Source organism: Micromonospora sp. S-DT3-3-22, assembly GCF_015354745.1.
In the GTDB taxonomy this organism is placed as follows: domain Bacteria; phylum Actinomycetota; class Actinomycetes; order Mycobacteriales; family Micromonosporaceae; genus Micromonospora; species Micromonospora wenchangensis.
This window is the reverse complement of sequence record NZ_JACGMO010000004.1, coordinates 33,784-55,655: the sequence shown is the minus strand read 5'-3', so window position 1 is coordinate 55,655 and position 21,872 is coordinate 33,784. Positions and strand designations below refer to the sequence as shown.

20 protein-coding genes and 1 pseudogene are annotated in these 21,872 nt (G+C 69.3%); 8 read left to right on the top strand and 13 right to left on the bottom strand.

The annotated features are described in order from the left end of the window. Position 1: 1 nt before the first annotated feature. The 6 genes and pseudogenes from H1A17_RS01960 to H1A17_RS01935 all read left to right on the top strand — a co-directional run bounded on the left by H1A17_RS01960 (position 2) and on the right by H1A17_RS01935 (position 3,828). Positions 2-826 (top strand): ABC transporter permease, encoded by an 825-nt coding sequence (locus H1A17_RS01960; protein ID WP_088643341.1) that lies wholly within the window; start codon positions 2-4, stop codon positions 824-826. Between the two features lie 12 nt (positions 827-838). Further along, positions 839-1,312 (top strand): RidA family protein, encoded by a 474-nt coding sequence (locus H1A17_RS01955; protein WP_088643340.1) that lies wholly within the window; start codon positions 839-841, stop codon positions 1,310-1,312. Positions 1,313-1,690: 378 nt separating this feature from the next. After that, positions 1,691-2,008: a tyrosine-type recombinase/integrase gene (locus H1A17_RS01950; protein WP_194820868.1), complete on the top strand. Its 318-nt coding sequence runs from the start codon at positions 1,691-1,693 to the stop codon at positions 2,006-2,008. Positions 2,009-2,285: 277 nt separating this feature from the next. Beyond that, positions 2,286-2,670, top strand: a pseudogene (locus tag H1A17_RS01945) (transposase family protein); the annotation flags it as partial. A gap of 325 nt (positions 2,671-2,995) precedes the next feature. Further along, a complete protein-coding gene (locus H1A17_RS01940) occupies positions 2,996-3,421 on the top strand; it encodes a DUF6389 family protein (RefSeq protein ID WP_145919191.1) in 426 nt (141 codons plus the stop codon). Next, on the top strand, positions 3,418-3,828 hold the full coding sequence (locus H1A17_RS01935; protein ID WP_194820867.1) for a hypothetical protein: 411 nt from the start codon (positions 3,418-3,420) through the stop codon (positions 3,826-3,828). The genes H1A17_RS01940 and H1A17_RS01935 overlap by 4 nt, the downstream gene beginning before the upstream one ends. 275 nt (positions 3,829-4,103) lie before the next feature. On the opposite strand, the gene H1A17_RS35445 is transcribed toward H1A17_RS01935, so the two are convergent. The 3 genes from H1A17_RS35445 to H1A17_RS01920 all read right to left on the bottom strand — a co-directional run bounded on the left by H1A17_RS35445 (position 4,104) and on the right by H1A17_RS01920 (position 8,165). Beyond that, the gene (locus tag H1A17_RS35445) at positions 4,104-4,811 is read right to left on the bottom strand and encodes a VOC family protein (protein ID WP_194820866.1); all 708 of its coding nucleotides are present in this window, start codon (positions 4,809-4,811) and stop codon (positions 4,104-4,106) included. 26 nt (positions 4,812-4,837) lie between these two features. Next, positions 4,838-6,625, bottom strand: a complete 1,788-nt coding sequence (locus H1A17_RS01925) for a bifunctional diguanylate cyclase/phosphodiesterase (RefSeq protein ID WP_194820865.1) — start codon at positions 6,623-6,625, stop codon at positions 4,838-4,840. Between the two features lie 691 nt (positions 6,626-7,316). Beyond that, positions 7,317-8,165 carry an SDR family NAD(P)-dependent oxidoreductase gene (locus H1A17_RS01920; RefSeq protein ID WP_194820864.1) on the bottom strand — a complete coding sequence of 283 codons (849 nt, stop codon included), beginning with the start codon at positions 8,163-8,165 and terminating at the stop codon, positions 7,317-7,319. Between the two features lie 155 nt (positions 8,166-8,320). Between H1A17_RS01920 and H1A17_RS01915 the strand changes: the two genes are divergently transcribed. Beyond that, on the top strand, positions 8,321-9,160 hold the full coding sequence (locus tag H1A17_RS01915) for a helix-turn-helix transcriptional regulator (protein ID WP_194820863.1): 840 nt from the start codon (positions 8,321-8,323) through the stop codon (positions 9,158-9,160). A gap of 92 nt (positions 9,161-9,252) precedes the next feature. Here the strand turns inward: H1A17_RS01915 and H1A17_RS01910 are convergent, their stop codons facing one another. The 4 genes from H1A17_RS01910 to H1A17_RS01895 form a co-directional block, all read right to left on the bottom strand. After that, the gene (locus H1A17_RS01910; protein ID WP_145919185.1) at positions 9,253-10,428 is read right to left on the bottom strand and encodes a zinc-dependent alcohol dehydrogenase; all 1,176 of its coding nucleotides are present in this window, start codon (positions 10,426-10,428) and stop codon (positions 9,253-9,255) included. After that, the gene (locus tag H1A17_RS01905; RefSeq protein ID WP_194820862.1) at positions 10,425-10,967 is read right to left on the bottom strand and encodes an SRPBCC family protein; all 543 of its coding nucleotides are present in this window, start codon (positions 10,965-10,967) and stop codon (positions 10,425-10,427) included. Before H1A17_RS01905 ends, H1A17_RS01910 begins: the two co-directional genes overlap by 4 nt. A 640-nt stretch (positions 10,968-11,607) precedes the next feature. After that, on the bottom strand, positions 11,608-11,802 hold the full coding sequence (locus H1A17_RS01900) for a hypothetical protein (protein ID WP_194820861.1): 195 nt from the start codon (positions 11,800-11,802) through the stop codon (positions 11,608-11,610). Between the two features lie 75 nt (positions 11,803-11,877). Further along, entirely contained in the window at positions 11,878-12,459 is a 582-nt protein-coding gene (locus tag H1A17_RS01895; protein WP_194820860.1) for a type 1 glutamine amidotransferase domain-containing protein, read from the bottom strand. A gap of 240 nt (positions 12,460-12,699) precedes the next feature. Between H1A17_RS01895 and H1A17_RS01890 the strand changes: the two genes are divergently transcribed. After that, on the top strand, positions 12,700-13,542 hold the full coding sequence (locus tag H1A17_RS01890; protein ID WP_194820859.1) for an aldo/keto reductase: 843 nt from the start codon (positions 12,700-12,702) through the stop codon (positions 13,540-13,542). 428 nt (positions 13,543-13,970) lie between these two features. Here H1A17_RS01890 and H1A17_RS01885 read toward each other — a convergent pair whose 3' ends face one another. From H1A17_RS01885 to H1A17_RS01865, 6 genes are all read right to left on the bottom strand, one after another. Then, a complete protein-coding gene (locus H1A17_RS01885) occupies positions 13,971-14,972 on the bottom strand; it encodes a mechanosensitive ion channel family protein (RefSeq protein ID WP_228542751.1) in 1,002 nt (333 codons plus the stop codon). Positions 14,973-15,112: 140 nt separating this feature from the next. After that, positions 15,113-15,214 carry a DUF1345 domain-containing protein gene (locus H1A17_RS34120; protein ID WP_228542750.1) on the bottom strand — a complete coding sequence of 34 codons (102 nt, stop codon included), beginning with the start codon at positions 15,212-15,214 and terminating at the stop codon, positions 15,113-15,115. Positions 15,215-16,299: 1,085 nt separating this feature from the next. Beyond that, positions 16,300-16,689, bottom strand: coding sequence for a DUF2267 domain-containing protein (locus H1A17_RS01880; protein ID WP_194820858.1), 390 nt, complete (start codon positions 16,687-16,689; stop codon positions 16,300-16,302). Positions 16,690-17,027: 338 nt separating this feature from the next. Continuing rightward, the gene (locus H1A17_RS01875) at positions 17,028-17,414 is read right to left on the bottom strand and encodes a DUF2267 domain-containing protein (protein WP_145919182.1); all 387 of its coding nucleotides are present in this window, start codon (positions 17,412-17,414) and stop codon (positions 17,028-17,030) included. A gap of 716 nt (positions 17,415-18,130) precedes the next feature. Next, on the bottom strand, positions 18,131-20,344 hold the full coding sequence (locus H1A17_RS01870; RefSeq protein WP_194820857.1) for a discoidin domain-containing protein: 2,214 nt from the start codon (positions 20,342-20,344) through the stop codon (positions 18,131-18,133). Positions 20,345-20,530: 186 nt separating this feature from the next. Continuing rightward, positions 20,531-21,751: an ROK family transcriptional regulator gene (locus tag H1A17_RS01865; protein WP_088642438.1), complete on the bottom strand. Its 1,221-nt coding sequence runs from the start codon at positions 21,749-21,751 to the stop codon at positions 20,531-20,533. Between the last annotated feature and the right edge of the window lie 121 nt (positions 21,752-21,872).

Sequence of the window (21,872 nt, the reverse complement as noted above, 5' to 3'; positions counted from 1 at the left end):
CATGGCAGTGTCGGAGAAAGTCCTGTCGGCCCGGAAAACCCTCGGCGGCGGGGAGCCGGCCGAGCGCCGCATCACCGCGCGACTCTGGTTTCCGGCCTCCCTCCTGCTCATCATCGTCGGCTGGGAGGTCGCGGTCCGGGTCACCCAGGTCAACTCGGTGCTGGTCCCCACCCCGGTCAGTGTCGTGCAGGCGCTCTGGCGAGGACTCGCGCAAACCGGTCCGGCCAGCTTCTACCCGCACTTCTGGCGCACGCTCCAAGAGGTGCTGCTCGGGTTCGGCGGCGGCGTGGTCATCGGTCTCCTGCTGGGCGGCCTGGTTGCCATCTCCCCCACCGCGCAGGCGATCATCCGCCCGTACATCGTCATGATCGAAGCCGTACCGAAGATCGCGATCGCTCCGCTGATGGTGGTCTGGCTGGGATTCGGCATCGAGTCGAAGGTCGCGCTGGCAGTCCTCGTCACGTTCTTTCCGATCTTCGTCAACACCGTGTCGGGAATGCGTTCGGTGCCGGCCGAGCGGCTCGAACTCATGCGCTCGCTCCGCGCCGGCCGGGCGCTCACCATCCGTCTGGTGATCGTGCCCAGCGCCCTGCCGTTCATCTTCGCCGGCCTGGAGATCGCCGCGGTCTACGCGGTCATCGCCGCGATCGTCAGCGAGTTCGTCAGCGGCCAGATGGGGCTGGGCGTGCTGATCCTCCAGGCCAACTTCCGGCTCGACATCGCCACCGTCTTCGCGATCCTCATCCTGCTCGGGCTGATGGGCATCGGCATGACGAAGCTGATCGAGCTGGCCCGCAAACGGATCGTCTTCTGGGACCGGAACTGAGGGAGCAGCACGATGGAGATCGAGAAGAAGATCGCGGAACTGGGCCTGGAACTGCCCGTGCTGCCGGAGAAGCCGGGCACTCGCCGGGTCCGCGCGGTCCGCACCGGCAACCTCGTCCACCTCGCCGGCCACGGTCCGTTCCACGAGGGGGGCTACCCCTTCAAGGGGCCCGTCGGCGTGACCATCGGCGTCGCCGAGGCCCGTGCGGCGACCCGCTACAACGCGCTCGCCCTGCTCTCCTCGCTGCGTCAGGAGATCGGTGACCTGGACGACGTGGTCCGGATCGTCAAGATCAACGCATACGTCTACGGCGAGCCCGGCTTCAACAAGCCGTCGGTGGTCGCCGAGGGCTGCTCGGACCTGCTCATCGACCTGTACGGCGAGCGCGGACGGCACGCCCGCTCGGCGGTCACCGTCGCCGCGCTGACGCTGGACATCTGCTGCGAGACGGAGATGATTGTCGAGGTGCGCCCGCTGCAGTCCTGACCACGCGGCGCGCGATGACCGTGCGGCGGCCAGCCGCCCGCGACCTCCTCGCACCTGGAGCGGATGGACGAACCGGCGGCACCTGCTCAGCATCGGGCCGGATCGCCCGATGCTGAGCAGCATGACACAAGGCGACGCAGGTCATGAGGTGCCGACAGCGACGTGTGGTCGCGCGGACCGCTGCCTCAATCCCGCGAGCAGGAGGCGTTCCTGCGAGATCGCGGACCTCGATGCACGGGCACTGTTCGTGCGCTCAACGTTGGTCAGCGTCGACAACAGCCGCAGCATGTTCAATGCGCCTAATACCCACGGCAGCCGGGCCTGGATCGCCCTGTCCACCCGCGCCGTCGACGCGTTGCAGCGGCAACGCCGCCGCCAATGCCGGCAACAGGTGCCCACCCGCCATCACGACAATCTCGACCTCGTGTTCGCCAGACCCACGGGCAACCCCTACGGCCGCAGTACGTGCTCGACCACCTGCGGCGCCTCACCGCCGACGCCGGGCTTCCGGCGATTCGGGTGCACGACCTGCGACACATCGCCGCCACGATCACGATCAACCGAGGGGTGCCGATCGCCGTGGTGTCCAAGACGCTGCGCCACAGCAACGTGGCCACCACCATCGATACCTACGGCCACCTCACCCGCGACGCCGCCGTCACGCATGCTGTCCCCACGATCAGACCGTGTGGTTGACGGCATGCCCGCCACCACTGCGCACACCGTTCCGGCTAACGCCGCAGCCGCCCGACAGTCACGACCAAGACTCACATCCCGCAGATCGACCTGGCGCTATGCATTGTGAACCCGCCGGAAGGCCGCCAACCGGACGCAACGCATAGATCAGATCAAGTTACTGCGGACCGCCCTCTCAGGAGCATCCCCTCGAACAACGACCGCTGGGCATCCGAAAGCAACATGCCTGAAGGACGTCTCGTAACTCGATGCTTGGTCCATGGTGGATCATGTTCGGGTGCAGGTGATCTCGGCGGCCCGCCCGGAGTGGATCATCCCGTTCACCGGGCTGCAGCCCGCCCAGTTCCGCAGGCTGGTCAGGTTGGTCGCCGAGCGTGGTGGTGACGCGATCGCTGACGGTCGGCCGGGCCGGCAGTGGTCGCTCGACCTCGCCGACCGGGTGTTGCTGGTGGCCGCGTACTGGCGCACGAACCTGACGATGCGGCAGATCGGACCGCTCTTCGGGGTGTCGCACTCCGCCGCGCACCGGGTCATCGACACCCTCGGCCCCCTGCTCGCCCTCACCCCCGGACGCCGACCGCGCATCGACCAGATCACCATCGTCGATCTTTCCGGGAGATCCGCAGGCACTCCCCGTCGACGACGCGCCGCTGTTCGGAAGCTGCCGCCTGGCGGCGGCCGCTTCCGCGGCTCTCGGTTCAGTCGCCTTCGCCGCAAGCCTGCGCTCCGACGTACCTGCCCGGTCTTCCCACAGCACGGTGTAGGTGACACGTGCGGCACTCCATTACGGGTGGGGTACGGCACGTTCGTGACCGACCGGAGCCATTACTCAGAGGGAATGAGACTGCTTCAGGGAGGACTCAACTGCTGCCACGGTGAGCGGCGATTGCGCGGTCCTCGTCATGTCGTGAGCGTGCCGGCGGCTTGGATGGGGAAGGCGCGCAGCGGTGATTCGTTCTCGGGTGGCAGCGCAGATAGCCTGCGAAGATGGATGCGCGGGACTACGCAGACGAGCTCGGGTCGATCCTCGCCACGCGCACGGCGGAGGTGGCGAGCCGGCTGGCTCGGTTCCGCTTGGCGGCGGAGGAAGCCGGAGGCGACGTCGAAGGCATCTTTATCGATGTGTTCGTCGACCAGGATGGCGAGGGGCCTTTCGACGTGTGGGTGCGTTTCTGCGGTGACGCCGCGTTCGCTTTGCATCAGCGGTTCGACGAGGAGCGCCACCTTTTCGGGGTCGATTGGGGCGAGGAGGGCTGGGAGCCCGATGTGCCCGGGCGTCCGCGCGGTTGGACGCGCGACGACCTCGAACGGGCCGTGCTTGAGGTGGTCACGGAGTGGATCTCGCCGGTCATCCCGCAGGGGCCGCCCGATAAATTCTGGCGGATCAGCACCCCGGACGGCGTGACCGCGTGAGCATCCCGACCACGGGGCGACTCTCATTCCGCACGGTCTTCGGCGGACCGGGGATTCCCGGTGAGGTGATCACCGAGCTCAAACGCCTCCAGACGGAGCTTCACGGTCTGGAGTGGGGTTACGACTACGACCTATTCGTGACGGTGGGCGGCGACCTCACCGTCGTGTCCGAGCCCACGGGACTGCAACGTCCCCGCCTGCGCCTCGCCACACGGACCGTGAGCGGTGAACTCCGGTACAACAGTGAGGACGTGTTGCGGGCCGGGCAGCCCGCAGCCCTGTTGCGCAGCGGGCTGCTCGACGCGCTTGAGAAACTCGTGACACGGGTCGCCGCCCGTGACGTCGAGTTCGATGTGGACACCGAGCGGGCGCGTCTCGCTTCGCTGCGTGATGGAGGATCCGCGTGACGCGTCCCGAGAGCTCGTGACCCACGACGGCCTGCCGGCCGCGTCGGGCGGTGCGCATGGAATGCGGGTCCGGAGAGCTGCAGCGACCGTCCTCGTCGTGCTGGTGGGTGGGCTGCGGCGGCGCGCGGCCCGTCGTTGACCAGATCCCCGCTCCCGCGATCGCGGGACATCCTCCGAGGGGATGCCTGAACGCGTGGCAGGCCGGGTCCCGTCGTGTCTCGGTGCCGGTCTTGGGACGCCGGGGTGACGCCGACCTGCGGGAGAACGCCTGGCAGTCAGCTACCGGCGTGGGCCGGTCGAATGACGGTGAAGACGGCTCCCGCCGGGTCGGCGAGCGCGCAGACCCGACCGGTCACCACGTCGCGCGGCGGCACCAGCAGTCCGCCACCGCCCCGCTGGGCCCGCTCGGCGACGTCGTCCGGGTCCGCCACGGCCAGATAGACCATCCAGCCGGCGGGTAGCAGGGTATCCAGCGGCGCAGGCGTGGCGAGCCGGCCGGCGACCGGCGCGACGTCGCTGACGAGCAGGGCGTACGAGTCGTCGGGGGCGCCGGGTGGCACGCTGGACCGCAGGCCCAGGGCGGCGGTGTGGAACCGGTCCGCTCCGGCCGGGTCGGTCGTCATGTACTCGTACCAGCAGGGCCGACCGAGGCCCGGGGCCACCGGGGCCGGTGCGGTGCGTAGCCGGAAGCTCCCGCCCAGCGGGTCGTGCACCTCGTCGCCGGTCAGCCGGGCGCCGGCTGCGCCGGCGGCGGCCCGGACGGTGGCCTCGTCAGCGGCGCCGAAGACAGTCCACCAGCGGGCCGGGGCAGGACCGAACCGCAGCTCGGCGGCGGGAACCCCGTCGGCGAACGCGGTGTAGCCGTCGGCGGTGGCCTGGTACGTCCAGCCCAACAGGTCCTGATAGAAGCTACGGGCAGCGTCGAGGTCGCTCGTGACGAGTTCGGCGCCGGTGGGGAACGGCCTTGTCCGGGGTGCGTTCACCTGAGTCTCCAAACCGGGGCGGTTGATCAGGGTTCAGGATGCCCCACGACTGACCCGGTCGCCCCGCCGCCCTGCCGCGAGTTGAACGTTCGACCGAGTAGTTCGTCCAATGGGGTCGGTCGGCCCAGGTGGTAGCCCTGGCCGGCGTCCACGCCCAGCGTCCGCAGCGCCGGCACCAGCTCGGCGCGCTCCACCGACTCGGCGACGGTTCGCATGCCCAGGCCGTGCGCGGCGCGGACGACCGCGTCGATGAGCACGGGATCGGCGCCGCCGTGATCCGCCTGGCGGACGAAGTCGCCCGCGATCTTGACCGTGCTGAAGGGCAGGTGCTTGAGGTAGGCGAACGAGCCGAACCCGGCGCCGAAGTCGTCCAGGCTCAGCCGGCATCCGGCGTCGCGCAGGGTGCTGGCGAGGTGCCGCACCGCGGCGACATTGGTGATCGCCGCAGTCTCGGTGATCTCCAGGCCGAGCCGGCTCGCGTCGATGCCGGCAGCGCGCAGGGTGCGCACCACCCAGTCACCGAAGCCCGGCGATTCCAGGGATCGGGCCGAGATGTTGATGTCGAAGCACATTCCCGCCGTCATGGCCTTGGGATGGGCCAGCGCCTGCGTGGCGGTGGACACCACCCACCGGTCGAGCTCACCGATGAGGTCGTCACGTTCCACCGTCGGCAGGAACTCCGCCGGTGACAGGCTGGGCTCGCCGCCGTCCCGCAGCCGGATGAGCAGCTCGCGGCTGACCACTTCCCCGGTCGACAGGTCGATGATCGGCTGGGCGTCCAACCGCATCCGGTTCTCGTCGAGGGCCTTGCGGACCCGGGTCACCACGTTGACGCGCTGCACGGCGTGCCGGTACTGCTCCGGCAGGTAGAGCCTGGCCCGGTTGCGGCCGGCGTTCTTCGCCTCGTACAGGGCGAGGTCGGCCTGGGCGAGCACGGTGTCGCGGGTGTCGCCCGGTTCCAGCGAGGCGGCACCGATGCTCAGGGTCACCCGCAGCCCGGTGCCGGCCAACGGCACGGGCGTGCGGACACTGGCGTCGCAGAGCCGCTCGGCGACGGCGAGGGCGTCCTCGGCGTACGCCCCCGGCAGGACGACCGCGAACTCGTCGCCGCCCAGGCGGCCCAGCACCGTGCCGTCGGGCAGCTCATGCAGCAGCCGCCGGGCCAGGACGCGCAGCACGTCGTCGCCGACCGCGTGCCCGTGCACGTCGTTGATGTCCTTGAAGTTGTCGATGTCGATCAGCAGCAACGCCGCGGACCGTTCCCGCAGCTCGGCGATCAGGTCGTCGAGGCGGGCCAGCAGGGCACGGCGGTTCGGCAGATCGGTCAGCGGGTCGCGTTCGGCCAGCTTGGTCAGCTCGTCCTGCACTCGCCGCATCGCGGTGATGTCGTGGGCGGTGCCCAGGACGCGCGCCGGCGCCCCAGCGGCGTCGGGGAAGACCTCGCCGTAGCACTCGAAGACGCGCAGTGTCGCGCCGTCGGCGAGGTACATCCGATGCGTGTAGGAGAACGAGCCGCCGTCGCGCAGGGCCTTCTCCAACGTCCGTTCGATCATCGCGACGTCGTCCGGGTACAACATCTGCCGGTAGGAGTCGTAGTCGAGGTGCGCATCAGCGGGCAGACCGAACATCTGCAGCAGCACGTCGCTCCAGACGACCTCACCGGTGAGTACGTTCCACTCCCAGGTGCCCACCTTGGCGAGTTGCTCGAGGTGGGCCAGCCGCCACCGGTAGTTGCGCCCACGGTCGCGTTCCTGCCGCTCGGCGCTGACGTCACGCAGCTCGTACAGGCGCAGCGGTTGCCCCTCGTGTTCCATGCCGTGACATCGCACCCGTAACCACCTGGTGGCCCCGTCGGCACCTCGCACCGGGTGGTCCACTGCGGGCTCGTCGGGCCCGATCTGCTCCAGCGGCAACTCTGCCAGTCCGACACCCAACCGGTGACCGGCTGGGTTGCACCAGAGAAAGCGGCCGTCCGGGGCCATTATCGCCAAGGCGGTGGAGGCGGTGTCCGCCGCGAGTCCCGGCAGCGTGCTCACCTGGGGCCACCACTTCCCTTCGCCGAGCAGGGCACAGCACGGCCACGGCTGACAGACGGTCATCCTGTCGCGACGGGCAGTCTAGCGGCCGTCCGGACGGTCCGCTCAGGGCGTCGGCGGCGAGAGCGGCGGGGCCGGTCGCGATGCTGGTCGACCGTGCTCGTCGTGTTGAACACCACCGTATCTGTCGGCGGCCGCGGTTGCGGCAGCGTCCTGGTGGGCGTCCAGGGCATCCCGCAGACCGGCGCGTGAGGTCAGCGGCCATTGATGTCGGTGGCTTGCGCGCGGCACGGTGGCGTGGCAGGAGGAAGGGCCTCCGGAACGAACAAAGGACTCTGGACCGGATCATGCAGGTGGTGGGCATGCCGACGTACGCCACCGCGCCGGCCGGGCCGGTCGCCGGCCGGCTCGTCTTCGCCTACCGCGACGGCGGTCAACGGCGACAATCTCCCGACGACCCGGTGCCGGATCACGCGTCCGGCGTGATGTCGGTGGAAAGGGCCACCTCGCGGCCGTTCTCGACATCGGCGGTCAGCGCGTCGATGCGGGCCTTCGCCAACCCGTACGAGTCGGAGCCGAGTAGCTGGTGCAAGGGGGCCTTGCCGTCGGCGGCCACTTCGATGATCGCGGCGGCGGCCTTGACCGGGTCGCCGAGCTGGGTGCCGGGCATCGCCAGATGCGCCTCGGTCATCTCCCGGATCGACTGGTATCCGGCGATCGTGGCCGACGGCAGGCCGAGAGAGGTGGTACGCAGGAAGTCGGTGCGCGTGTAACCGGGCTCGATGAGGTTCACGTCGATGCCGAAGCCGGAGACCTCGGCGGCCAGCGCCTCGGTGAGGCCTTCCAGGGCGTACTTTCCGGCGCAGTAGAGACCCCAGCCTGGGAACGCGGTCAAGCCGAGGATCGACGAGATGTTGATGATCCGGCCGCCGCGTCGCGCCCGCATGGCCGGCAGCACCGCCCGTAGCACGTTCCAGACTCCGAAGATCTGTACGTCGAACATCTGCCGGGCCTCGCTGTCGGAGACCTCCTCGACCGCGCCGAGAAAGCCGTACCCCGCGTTGTTGACCACCACGTCGATCTGACCGAACCGTTGGGTGGACTTCTCCACGGCCGCCGCGACGGCCGCCTCGTCGGTGAGGTCGAGTTCGAGGATCAGCAGCCGGGACCGATCGGCTTCGCCGAGTGCCTCGTCGAGGCGCCGCGCCGTGCGGGTGGTCGCGGCCACGGTGTCGCCGCGACGTAGCAGTTGGGTGACCAGTTCCAGTCCCAGCCCCCGCGACGTGCCGGTGACAAACCAGGTGGTGGGGTGCGACATGAGGTTCTCCTCGTGGCGTTCGGATTTCGACGGTGTCGATCCTGGCCGCTGTATCGCGGGCGCCGACAGGTTCCAGCTGGCCCAGCGCTACCTGGGAACACCATGCCCCCGCACGGTCTTCTCGCCGGAAAACGGGCCGCGCCATAATTTCTGGCATGGCGGCGCACACGGACCTGAGCGAGTTTCTGCGGACGTGCCGGGCCAACACGACCCCCGAGACGGCCGGGATCGTCGCACCGGGCGCAGCGGTCGGGCGGCGGGTACGCGGGTTGCGTCGGGAAGAGGTGGCGCATCTCGCCGGAGTGAGCGTCGACTACTACACCCGCCTGGAACAGGGCCGCCACAGCACCCCGTCGGACGCGGTCGTTCACGCCCTGGCACGGGTGTTCCGACTGGAGCCGGCCGCCCGCGCGCACCTGGCCGACCTCGCGCGACCGGCCCGGCAACGCGTCAGGCAGACACCGCCGCAACGCGTCCGCCCGGCCATGCAGCAGATGATCGCCTCGATGACCGAGCATCCGGCGGTGATCCTGGGCCGGCGCACCGACGTGCTGGCCGCGAACCTGCTCGCCCGGGCCCTGCTCACCGACTGGACGCGGCTACCGGCCCGGGACCGCAACTACGCGCGGTGGACCTTTCTCGATCCCGGTGCCCGCGTCGCCTTCCTCGACTGGCCGTCGGTGGCCGCTGATGTCGTCGGCACGCTGCGCCTCTACGCCGGCCGCAACCCGGACGACGCCCGGCTCAGCGAGCTGGTCGGTGAACTCACGATCAAGAGCCCTGAGTTCCGTACGTGGTGGAACAGCCACAAGGTCCACGAGCGCACCCACGGCACCAAGCACATGATCCACCCTGCCGTCGGGCCGATCACCCTGCGGTACGAAGCCCTGACTCTGCCCGGCGACGAGGACCAGACGCTCTTCCTCTACACCGCTGACCCAGGCAGCCCGTCAGAGGAGAACCTGCGATTGCTCGCCTTGACAGTCAGTGACTGAACCAGACTGCGGCTGACGGCCCGGCTGGTCCGGTGAGGCAGGAGCACTGAGGCCCGCCCCAGCCACTCGGTCACCGGGGATGCGGTTTATGGTCAGGGTTTGAGGACGACCTTCTCGCAGTTGTCCTGCTTGTTCTTGAACATCTCGAAGCCGCGTTCCGCCTCGTCGAGCGGCAGGGTGTGGGTGATGACCCGGGTCGGATCGATCTCGCCACGTTCGATGAGCTGCAGCAGCGGCTTCATGTAGCGCTGCACGTGGCATTGACCGGTACGCAGGGTCAGCGCCCGATTCATCCAGGCGCCGGCCGGGAACTTGTCCAGCAGACCGCCGTACACGCCGATCACGGACACGATGCCACCGCTGCGGCACGACATGATCGCCTGCCGCAGCGCATGCGGGCGCTCGGTCTCCGAGCGGACTGCCTGCTTGACCCGGTCGTAGGCGTAGAGGGGCGCGCTGCCGTGGCTGGCCTCCATGCCCACCGCGTCGATGCACTTGTCCGGTCCCCGCCCACCGGTCAGTTCCAGCAGCCGGGACCGCACGTCCACGTCCTCGAAGTTCACCGGCGTGTGGCCCGCCCGTTCGGCCATCTGCAGCCGGTACGGCTCCTTGTCGATGGCGATGACCTTCGCGGCGCCGAGCACCCGGGCGCTGTCCATGGCGAACTGGCCGACCGGGCCGGCGCCCCACACCGCCACCACGTCGGTGGGCTGGATGTCACACATCTCGGCGCCCATGTAGCCGGTGGGCAGGATGTCCGAGAGGAACAGCACCTGCTCATCGGCCAGATCGGACTCGATCTTCAGTGGACCGACGTCGGCGAACGGCACCCTCGCGTACTGTGCCTGGCCGCCGGCAAAGCCACCGGTCAGATGCGAATAGCCGAAGATCCCGGCGACCGGGTGGCCGAACATCTTCTCCGCGATCCCGGCATTGGGGTTGGAGTTCTCGCAGCAGGAGTACAGCTCGGCGGCGCAGGCGCCGCACGCGCCGCAGGCAATCGGGAACGGAACGACGACGCGGTCCCCGACGCGCAGCCGAGCCGGGTCGACGCCTCGGCCGACCTCGACCACTTCACCCATGAACTCGTGACCCATGACGTCGCCGTCCTGCATCGTGGGCACATACCCATCGACCAGATGCAGGTCCGAGCCACAGATCGCGGTGGAAGTGATCCGTACGACGGCATCGCGCTCGTTCAGGAGCCTGGGGTCCGGTACGTCGCGGACCTTGACCTTGTTGCGGCCCGCCCAGGTGTTCGCCCTCACGCGTCCGCCCCCTTCGCCAGCTCGGAATCCGACGGCGGCTGCGCCGGACGCTGCGGGAACTCCTTGCGGGCCCGCTTGCCCCACGGGGCGCCCTCGGACCGGACCACCTGGCCGGTCTCCAGCACCTGCTTGAGTCGGCGCAGGTCATCGTCGAGCTGCTGGTGCGGCTCCTCGCCGAAGTACCTGGCGATCACCTTGCCGACCGCACCACCAGGAATGTCGTACGACATAACGACGTGCACCTCGGTGCTGACGCCGTCCGGGGCGGGCACGAACCGGACCGTGCCGGAGTTCGGCACGTCGGCCTCGCCGGTCGACCGCCACGCGATCCTCTCGCCGGCCACCTCGTCGACGATTTCCGCGTCCCACCCGACGTTCTTGCCGAACGGAGCGCTGGCGGACCAATGGCTCGTACGGTCACCGGTGGCGCGGATCTCCTCCAGGTGTGCCATGAACGTCGGGAGGTTGTCGAGGTCGCGCCAGAACGCGTAGACCTCCCGTGGGGGTTTGCGGATGGTCGTCGTGGCTGTCAGCTCCATGGATCCTCCTTGGCGCGAGCCCCGTGCCGCCCGCGCTGCGCCGGTTTTCTTGGAGCGGGTCGCCTGCGCGGCCGTCAGCAGGTCGACCACCGTGATGCCGACGATGACGCCCGTGGCACCGACGAGGCGTCGTCGGCGTCGCCCGTCGCGGTGGGCGATGGCAATTCCGAGCGCGGCCAGGTCCATCGCATCGCCCACGACCCGGGTCCACGCCCAGATGCCTTTCCGTCGGCTCGTCAGGAGCCCGGTCGCGTGTACCAGCTCCCGCGCCCCGACCAGCTGCACCACCGTCCGGGACGTCCGAGAGTCGTCCACGCCGCTGATCCGGCGCACAGTGTCCGGCGCTGCCAGCTGTGCCACGCCCAGCCCCAGACTCATCCAACCGAGCCCGCGTCCCCGCCGCCGTACCTCGTCCTGCCTGGCCTCAGCTGCATCTCGGACTGCCAGTCCAGTCACAGATTGCCTCCGTATCCGGTCGCACCCGGCCGGGCATTCCGATTCACGACGGTCGGCGCGACCCGTAGGAGCCGGGGATACCCCTCGAAAACCACCTCAATCCGTCGCTGTCAGGCGCAGCGGTGGCACTTTGGCGGCGGGACCGCCGCCGCAGGGCTCAGCCCCGGCCCGGCTTTCTCGACCCTCAGCCGAGGATGAGCAAGGCTTCGTGGATGTCGTCGCGGAAATCCCGGCGGATGCGGAGGCGGCGGAACCAGTGCAGTAGAGCGATGGTCTGCTCGATGACCCGGCGTCGGGTGCCGAGTCCGGAGCCGTGTCCTGTGCCGCGTCGGGCGATGACCGGCGAGACGACCCACGGCGGCCGCTCACCCCTCCTCACGTTCAGACAGAACGATCCTCCCGTCCGCCCGGTTGCGCCAACCTCATTGAGCTAGGAGCAGTTAGCAAAGCACTACTAGGCTGTGGTCATCTGGCGGACGTCTTCACCCTGGGCGAACTCCTCGACCATCTTGGCGCAGAAGGCCGGGAGGTCGCTGGGGTTGCGGCTGGTGATCAGTCCGTTGTCCACCTGTACCTGCTGGTCGACCCAGGTTCCGCCGGCGTTGCGGATGTCGGTGCGCAGGCTGGGGAACGAGGTGACGGTCCGGCCGTTGACCATTCCGGTCTCGACCAACGACCAGGGGCCGTGGCAGATCGCCGCCACCGGCTTCTGTTGCTGGAAGAACGCCCGGACGAAGTCCATCGCCTGTGGGTTCATCCGGAGCCGGTCGGGGTTGACCGTCCCTCCCGGCAGCAACAGGGCGTCGTAGTCGGCCGGATCGGCCTCGTCCAGGGTCCGGTCCACCCGATAGCGGTTGGCCGGACTGATGTCCTGGTTCATCGACTGGATCTCGCCGGACTTCAACGAGATCAGGTGAACCTCGGCCCCCGCCTGCTCCGCGGCGGCCCGGGACTGGGTGTACTCCACATCTTCCACCCCGTCGGCGGCGAGGCAAGCGATTCGCTTGCCGGTCAGTGGCTGCTGGCTCCGCGCCATTTCTCGGCCCTCCCTCGCGGCGCCGCCCCGTCGGCAACGCATCGCTCGAACGCGCTCGCCTTCCCGGTGCGGGCACGGGCAAACAGACCGACGAACGTCACTTGGGGCGAAAATGCGGCCACCTGCCCTCTGCACAGCGACGACCCCCGCGGAGAAGGTCCGCTACGAGGTGTGCTGCCTGTCGTAGCGGGCAAAGCAGGCAACCTACTGGTGCCCAGGCTGCTCCGGAAAGGTGACGAAATGACCCTCGCTCTTGACGCGATCGAGCTACCGTCCGGCCAGACGATGCCCGTGCTCGGCCAGGGAACCTGGTACCTGGGCGAGAGCCCCGAGAGGCGGCAGAACGAGATAGCCGCCCTACGGACCGGGATCGACCTGGGCATGACGATGATCGACACTGCGGAGATGTACGGTGACGGTGCCGCCGAGGAACTCGTCGGCGAGGCGATCACCGGACGACGCTCCGACGTCTTTCTGGTCGACAAGGTGCTCCCGTCCAACGCCAGCCGACGGGGGACGGTGCAAGCCTGCCGCCGCAGCCTGCAACGACTCGGCGTCGACCACATCGACCTCTACCTGCTGCACTGGCGCGGCTCACATCCACTAGCGGAGACGATCGAGGCGTTCGCCGAACTCGTCGACGCCGGCGACATCGGGCAGTGGGGCGTGAGCAACTTCGATGTTTCCGACATGACGGATCTAGTCGAGGCGGGCGGCGGTGACTGCGCGGCCAACCAGATCCTGTACAACCTCACCCGCCGCGGTCCCGAGCACGACCTGCTGCCGTGGCAACTCGCGCACCGCATCCCGGTGATGGCGTACTCGCCGATCGAGCAGGGCCGGCTGCTCGGCCACCCCCAAGTCGCTGAGACCGCCGCCCGGCACGGGGTGACGCCCGCTCAGGTGGCGCTGGCCTGGCTGTTGCGGCAGGAGAGCGTCGCGGCCATCCCCCGGTCGTCCAACCCCGAACACACCCGGGAGAACGCGGAAGCGTGTGACCTGCAACTGAGCGAGGAGGACATGGCGGCACTCGACACGGCGTTCCCGCCGCCGGCCGGTCCGCAACCGCTGGAGATGCTGTAGCGTCGCCGAGCGTTTCGGCGGTGGGGACGGAGTCCCACAGCACGGGACCGCAATACCTGTACGACCAGTTCGAACAGCAAGTGCGCCCCTCGTACGAGAACAACGTCGTGCTGCGCCGGCGGCCGGACGGAGAGTACGAGACCGTCGTGCACGATCCCCGTCTGCTCTGGCCGGACACCATGTCCGTCGCCACGGACGGGCACCTCTACGTCACCGTCAACCAGCTACACCGACAGCCGAAGTACCAGCGGGGACAGGACCGCGGCGCAAGCCGTACGCCCTGTTCCGCACCCGCATCGACGCCGGACCGGTCCTGCTGCGCTGGACCGCCCGCAGTGTCCGGGATCAAGACGGCGACGACGTCCTGCACGGCGGGGTCGCGGATACATCCGAGTTTCCCGGACTCGGCGGCCGGCGGGTGTGCGGACTCAGGGGTGGTACTCGCCGCGGGTGCGGGGCAGCCACTGGGGGTGGTGGTCGCGCAGGTACCGGACAAGGGCCTCGCGGACGTCGCAGCGGAGGTCCCACGCACTCGGCCCGTCGGCCGCCGATGCCTGGACCTGGACGACGACGGTCTGGGGCGTCGCATCCACCATCTGCAGCACCCACTGGTGCCGGTCCCACAGTGGTGAAGATTCCACGATCCGCCTCGTCTCGGCGCGGAGGTCGTCCAGGTCGGCGGTGTGATCGACGTGGAGCCGGGTTTCGCCGACCACCCGCGTCTCATGCCGGGTCCAGTTCTGGAAGGGGTGCTCGGTGAACCAGCTGGTGGGCAGGATGAGCATCCGGTCGTCCCAGAGCCGGATAACCACGTTTGTCAGCTTCACCTCCTCGACGCGCCCCCACTGCCCGTCGACCACGATGACGTCTCCGACGTGGAGTCCGTCGGCGAAGGCGACCTGGATGCCGGCGAAGGCGTTGCCGAGCGCGGTGCGTGCGGCCAGGCCGAGCAGCGCGCCGACGACACCCGCCGAGGTGAGCACGGACAGTCCGATGGTGCGCAGCGGAGGGAAGGTGGTGAGGATCAGGCCGATCGCCACGACCGTCACCACGACCGAGGTGAGGCGCCGTACCGGTCGAATCTGAGTGCGGGCGCGCCGGACCCGGCGGTCGGCCGGCGTCTCGCCCGGCAGTCGGCTGAACGCGGCCCTCTCGGCGACGTGCAGGGCGCGAAGCACCAGCCATGCAACGCTCGCGATCAACAGCACCACGACGACGCGCCGGACGATGGGGGGTCCGGCGCCGGGGTGCGCGTGGATTCCGACATACAGCGCCGCGAGGAGCAGCACGGCGACGGTGGGGCGTCGGGATGCGCGGTACAGCGGCGCGAGCAGCCAACGGTAGCTACGACCACCGGCCCGATGCTGGACCAGCACGCCGGCCAGCAGGCCCGCTGCGACAACCAGGGCCATCACGACCACCAGAACCATCCTCGTGGTTATCAACCGACTTTCCTGCCACCGGCGACCGGCATCCGGCACTCCCGTCTGTTCCGCTCGTGGTCACCTGGCGCGGCGATCTCGCCATCGCGGAGCCGCTCCGGCGACGGGCGCATGTCATGCGGCGCGGGTCACGACTGGCCCAGGTTGCTGACCAGCTTCATGGTGACGGCCAGGATGCCGGTTCCGAAGCTGTACGAGAGCAGCGCGTGCCCGAGCGCGATCCGGCGCATACGGTTGCTGGTCGGTTCGTTCTCGCCCGGGCGCGCACCGGTCCTCCCGATCGCTGCCCACCCGTTCAGCGTTCCGGCTTGACCGGTTCGGGCAGGGGAAACCCCGAGCGGTCACCGGATCGGGCTGCTCCGAGAGCGGCGAATCGACGGCCCGCCATGCTCGGCCGCGCCTCGCGACCGGCCCGCGCAGTGCGCAATGAGCCACCGGGACTGCGCGCTGGGGACCGTTTCGTGAGCGGAAGTCCGGGACCGGCTCGTCGAGGTCTACCTCTTCCCGTCCTGGGACAAGCCTCCACGCGAGCACGGCGGCCGACTCAACCGCGCCGATCGGGAGGTCGGGGATCGAGCCGGGAGCATAGCCGGGCACCCGTCGGCGATGCGGCATCTACTCCCCGCAGGCGCGGAGCGGACCGACGAGTGCACGGAGGGGGTGACCGCAGGTCAGGCCGTACCCTGCCGGTTGACCCTTCCCTCTCGGGACGTCTTCGACCGGCCATGGTCGCGCTCGGTCCCGGCCGATCCGGTCGCGGTGCGCTCGTGTCGCTGGTCCGGCGAATTCTCCACGGTGGCCCCCTGCCGGCCCCGCGCTCCGCTGCCCGGATGCCGGCGGCCCCGCGCCGACTCGCCGCCGCTGTCATGCTTGTTGCGCTTGTGGCTACCCATGCCCGGCGGGTACCCGGCGCCGGGGCACCCATGCTTTCGAGCGGGACGGCTCCAGCGAAGGATGTCGAGCGGTTCGGTTGGCCGAAATCTTCTCCACCGCACTGTCGGCCTGCGGACGCTGGCACCGGAGTAGTCGATGGGGCCCGACCGCGGCAACCCCGCGAACACCCCAGCCGCGAGCTCCTCCAGCCGTACCCGCACCCGGGCGGGCCCCCTGCCCCACGTGCGGCAGCAACACACCACGGCGGACCTCGATCAGCTCTGCTGCTGTTGCCCCCTGCGGTGACCCAACGCGCCCTGAACCGCCCGGATCTTGCCGCTGCCACACGGTTCTGAGTCAGTTGCTGCGTGGTCTGTCTGGCCTGACCGCCCGCCGGCTCGACATGGGCTGTCCCGTCGCTCGGCCCAGGGTCTGGCTCGTGTCAAGCCCAGACTCGGCCTTCCGGATGAAACAGCTGCCGAATGTCCTCCGACAGCTCGGAGTCCAGGTTCTCGAATTCGTCGGCGCTCATTGCCTCGCGCAGGGTCATCAATACCGCGCGAGCACCTTCAGCCGCCCGCTGGTCATCCAATCCTGACCGCGTCCGCACTTCGTTCAGGAATTCCACACGATCGAGAATTTCGGCGAAATCCACTTCCTTGTGCAGGTACCCTCGATACTCCTCGGGAAGTTGCGTGGCCAGATTGCGGGCCTCGCTACCACTTATCCGTTCCGCCAGCGTCGTTAGCGTGGCTCGGATGACGTTCGCCGCCTCCGTCGGTGGCAGTCCCGCCTGCCTCCTCACCGCTTCGAGAAACTCGGTGAAGTTCACGGCTTCTCCCTCCCGACCAGTTGGAGAGTCTCGTAGGTGTCCGCGACCGGCATCCTTTTCGACTCTGCCTTCCCAGGCACCTGCGGGCGTGGGCAACGTCCCTTCTGGGCCAGGAGTACGCCACGCCGGCGCGTGCGCTGACGCGCTGGGTGAACTCCGACCGGAAGCCTATGCGGGCAATCGGCGATGAAGCAGGAACCTCCACGGCGACCGCAGGAATCCCTCTCGTGAGGGAGAAGAAAAGGACTGCTGTCCCTCATTTCGTAAGGTGACGAGGCTACGAGCCACTTACCGGAGGAACGTCTTGCGAAACGGCCGCCAACCAGGGCCGGTACCGGTCATGGCCCGCGGGGCACCGGCCGGGCCAGGGCCCGGAGGTCCTCCGGCAGTTGCGCCATCGCATCCTCGAACTCGCCGTGCCCGACCACGCGGTGCAAGGTCTGCAGTACGGCCCGCACGCCACGCTCTGCGACGCCGCGCTCCACCCCCGCGCGGTCGGACACCCGCCGCAGAAACTCGTCGTAACCGAAAGCTTCCGGCTCATCCGTGCCCTTGACCATGAACTGGCGTAGCTCGTACGCCACACGGTCGGCCAGGTCCGCCGCCTCGCCGCCGCTGATCCGCTCAGTGAGGGTACGCAGGGTGGCCACGGTCAGGGATTGCGCCGTGTCCGGCGTAACGCCCGCCCGTGCCGCCACTTTGTCGAAGAACTTCAGCTCGACCATGCTCCCGCCCTTCCCGTCCCGGACAGGCCCTGGCTACCCTCGGCTACCCGGCACAAACGAGCGATGGCCGCCCTGCCGCACGCCGCCGACGCCCGACAGCCACCCGTGCCGGTGGCCTCGCCGCGCACCTCGCGACCCTTCTTCACCCAGGCGGATCTTGTGCGCGTGCGGCGGCTCAGTGATCAAGAAGGTCAGCAGCTACTCAGAGTCGACCGTCGGGGAGCCGGTTCACCGATCCGACCGAGGCGGGCGATGGGTTGCCTCCCAGCCGGATCAGTCCCGATGACAAGGCAGCAATCGTCGAGACGGCCGTCATCCGCTCCGAGAAGTTGGGGCGGCCGTCCAGCCGGTGGAGCATCCGCAAACTCGCCGACCACCTGCACGTTCACACAACTCGCCGCGACGTAGCGAGATCGTTCAACGCTCAGCGCGAGCGGGGGGCGTCGGGGCGTCTGACAGTAGTCGCCGCAGGGTTGGTCTGATGGCGGTGGGCGTGTTTGAGATGGGGTCGGTCAGGTCCGGTTGAAGGTGCGGCGGGCTTGTCGGTATGCGGGTTGGCGGGTCAAGCGGCGTCAGCGTGGGATACGAAGGCCTCCTGGTTGCCGCAGCGATTCCTGGACGGTTCCACTCCACAACCGGAGGCCTTCGTCATCACGTCCCTCTACGTCGTGTCGTCACACGACCTCAACCACCGTCCTTGAGCGGTACAGCTCTGGTCAGGGGTAGTTGGTCAGGTAGACGACCTGGTTGGTGGTGTTGGCGGTGCCGCCGGCGCTGTTGACGACCCGGTTGATGGTGCCGACCCCGCCGAGCGAGACGGTGACCATGTTGGTGAACCGGACGTTCGGGTTCGTCGGCGCTTCGATGGCCCGGTCGGCGACCACCGCGGGGTTGACGTTGAAGTAGCAGTAGCTGCCCAGCCCCCATGCCTGGTGGCTGGTGACCGAGTCGGCCACCTTGTACGCGGCGTAGCCCCGGGTCGCCCCGTTCGTCCAGGCGGCCTGGTTGGGTGGGTCGTAGGGCATTTCGTTCTGGTAGAAGTACGTCCGGCCGCCGTTGCCGTTCCAGACGGTCTGGTATTTCTGGTAGTGCTCGACGAACAGGCCGTACATGGTGACGTCGTCGCCGTTGACGGTCAGTCCGGTGTCGGCGGTGTTCACCGTCCAGCCGACGCCGTCGCCGTGGTCGGCACGCCACAGCCACATGTGGTCGCCGATGACGTCGTCGCTGTTGATGGTCAGGGTGTTGGTGGCCCGGCCGACGCCCGGCCCGCCGATGCGGAAGAAGACGTCGTGCAGCGAGGTCGGGTTGGCCGAGTGGTCGGCTGACGATCCGGGCGGGCCGACCTCCATGAGCACGGGCGAGGTGGTCTGCCCGGCCTCGAACATGAGGCCGGCGACCTTGACCCCGTCGACGTCGGCGACCCGCATGCCGACGGTGCCGTTGTCGGTCTGGATGGTGGCCAGGCCGAGCCCGAGGATCACCGTGTTGGCGCGGTTGACCTGGATCGGTTCGGTGACGTGGTGCACGCCGGGGGTGAACAGCAGGTGCCGGCCCTGGGCGAGCGCGGCGTTGATGGTGGCCGCGCTGGTGCCCGGCCGGACGACGAAGAACTGGCTCAGCGAGATGGACGAGCCGGCCGGGGTTTTGCCGTACCAGCTCGTGCCGGTGGAGTTGGTACGCAAGGCCGGGACGAACACCCGGTACTCGCCGGTGCCGTCGATGTAGAGGAATGGCTTCTCGCGGAGCTGCGGAGTCTGCGCGATGACGGTGTGCGACGGGTTCGGGAAGTGCGGCGGGGGTGCGCCGGTCACGCCCTGGAAGACCATGTTCCACACCGAGCCGGTCCAGCCGTTGCCGAACTCGCTGTTGCGCGAGTACCACTGCTGCTGGGAGCCGGAGACGACGAGTCCGTCGATGCGGGTGTCGGCCAGCAGGCCGCCGCTGGACCAGCCGTCGCCGCCGTTCCAGAGCTGGATCTGGTTCTGCGCGCCACGCAGGTGCATCCGGCGGTACGGTGCGGCTTGCGACACCGCCCAGCGTTCGACGGTCACTCCGGCGGGCAGGGTGACCGACAGGTTCTCTGCGGCGCGCCAGAAGTTCTGCGTCGCGTTGCCGCCGAACCAGTCGGCCTCGACCCGGACGTGGCCGTTGAGGTTCACGTCGTCGGGGCTCATGCCCAGCCCGGCGACCTGGGTGAAGAAGCCGAGGTTGACGTCGGCGGTGTAGGTGCCGGGCTTGAACAGCACGGCGTACCGCTGTGGGCCGAACTGGTTGGTCTCCTGCTGGGTGAACAGGGTGTTCAGCCGGCTCTGGATGGTGGCCGTGGGCGTGGACGGGTCGAAGACGAAGGTGTTCGGGCCGAAGTTCGGGTTGCGTGGGTCGGTGGGCTCGACCGGGTCGGTTCCACCGCTCTCGCCGTAGACCTGGAACTCCCACAGCGAGTAGCCGTAGCCGGTGGCCCGGGTGGTGCCGTACATCCGCACGTACCGGCCGCTGCCGGTGACGGGCACCGTCTGGGTGCCGCCGGTGCCGGTGGTGGTGCTCCAGACGGTGGTCCAGGTGGTGCCGTTGTCGGAGGTCTGGATCTGGAACGCCCGCGCGTGCGCGGCCTCCCAGACCAGCGTGACCTGGCTGAGGGTGGCCCGGGCCCCGAGGTCGACCTGTAGCCACTGGGGGTCGCTGAAGGCACTCGACCAGCGGGTGCCGGTGTTGCCGTCGACCGCTGCCGATGCCGGGAAGCCGGTGCCCTCGGTTGACGACGCGGTGGCCGGGCGGCCCTGGGACAGCAGTGCCGGCGCGGCGTGTGCCGGCGCGGCCAGGGTGGTCGGCGTCAGGGCCGCGACGAGGGCGACGACCACGCCGACGGTGGTACGCCGCCAGCGCCGTGGGCCCGTTCTCGGGCGTGCGGGGGTGACACGAGATGTCATGAACTTCGCCTGTCGGTAGGGGGTGCGGACGCCGGGCACGACGGGGCTGAGGAGAGCGGTCGCGGGTGCCGGGGTGGTGCCGCCGGGACCGGCCCGCGACCGGAGAGCGCTCTCTTCCCGAGTGTTGCGGTCATGTTGCACGGGCGTCAAGACATCGATCTATAACAGTGTTATTTATCCCGGTTGCTACCTATGGTGGTTATCGACTGTCGGCCGCAGTCCTCCGGTGGCGAGCAGCCGGGCCACCGGCAGGGTGGCGGCGCCGAGCGCGACCGCGTCCACGCCGAGCCGGCACAGTTCGATCGACGCCTGCTCGTACGGCTGGCGCAGCGCCTGCCGTCCGGCCGCCTCGCGGATTGCGGGCAGCAGACCGCCGAGCGCCATCGCCGTCCAGCCGCCCAGCACCACCCGCTCGGGATTGAACAGGTTGATCAGATTGGCGACCCCGGCGCCGAGGTAGCCGGCGGTCTCCTCCAGCACCCGACGGGCGGTGGGCGAACTGGCAGCGGCCTCGACCAGGGCGGCGATCCGGGACTCCTCGTCCCCGCCGGGCACCGCCCGGCCGCCGTGGGCCTCCTGGTAGCGATCGATGATCGCCTCGGCGCCCACGTACGCCTCCAGGCAGCCCCGGGCCCCGCAGCGGCAGGTCCGGCCGCCGTATACCAGCGTGGTGTGTCCCCACTCGCCGGCGCTGCTGGACGCTCCCCGGTAGGCGACCCCGTTGGTCATCAGGGCCGCGCCGACCCCGGAGCCGACCAGGGCGAACACGGCGTGGCGGGCACCGCGTCCGGCTCCGAACCACATCTCCGCCTGGCCGAGGGTGTTCGCGCCGTTGTCGATGTGCAGCGGCAGGTCGGTGCCCGACCGGATCAACCGCTCCAGCGGCACCCGGTCCCAGCCGAGGGCCTGGGCGTGCACCACCGCCTCGGTGCCCTGCTCCACCACGCCCGACACACCGATCCCGACGCCGAGCACGTCGGCGCAGGACACCCGGGCCTGGGTGGTGACCGCGTCGATGCCGGCCAGCACGTGTCCGGCGACCGTCGCCGGTTCGGTGCGCGCCGGGTCCAGCGGGTAGCCGGCGCGGGCCAGCACGGTCATGGCGAGGTCGAACAGTTCGACCCGGACCAGGGTCTCCCCGACGTCCACCCCGATGACGAAGGCGAACCGGGGCGCGACGCGCAGCATCATGCTGGGACGTCCGCCGTCGGACTCGGCCACCCCGGCCTCGACGACCAGCCCCTCGCCGATGAGGTCACTGACCACGTTGCTGATCGCGGGCTGGCTGAGGCCGGTGCTGCGCATCAGGTCCTGCCGGGTCAGTGGACCGTCGAGGAAGAGCCTGGACAGCAGCGCGGAGCGGTTCCGCAGCCGCACGCTCCGATTCGTCGCTCGCGCCAACTCCACCCCGCCACCTTCCCCCGGGCCGTCCGGAGCGACTGTACGACCCCGGGGTTGACGGTCCTGCGGACAACCACTTTAATGACGACATTAATTAAGCCGTGATGTAACTCCCGCGACACGGTGC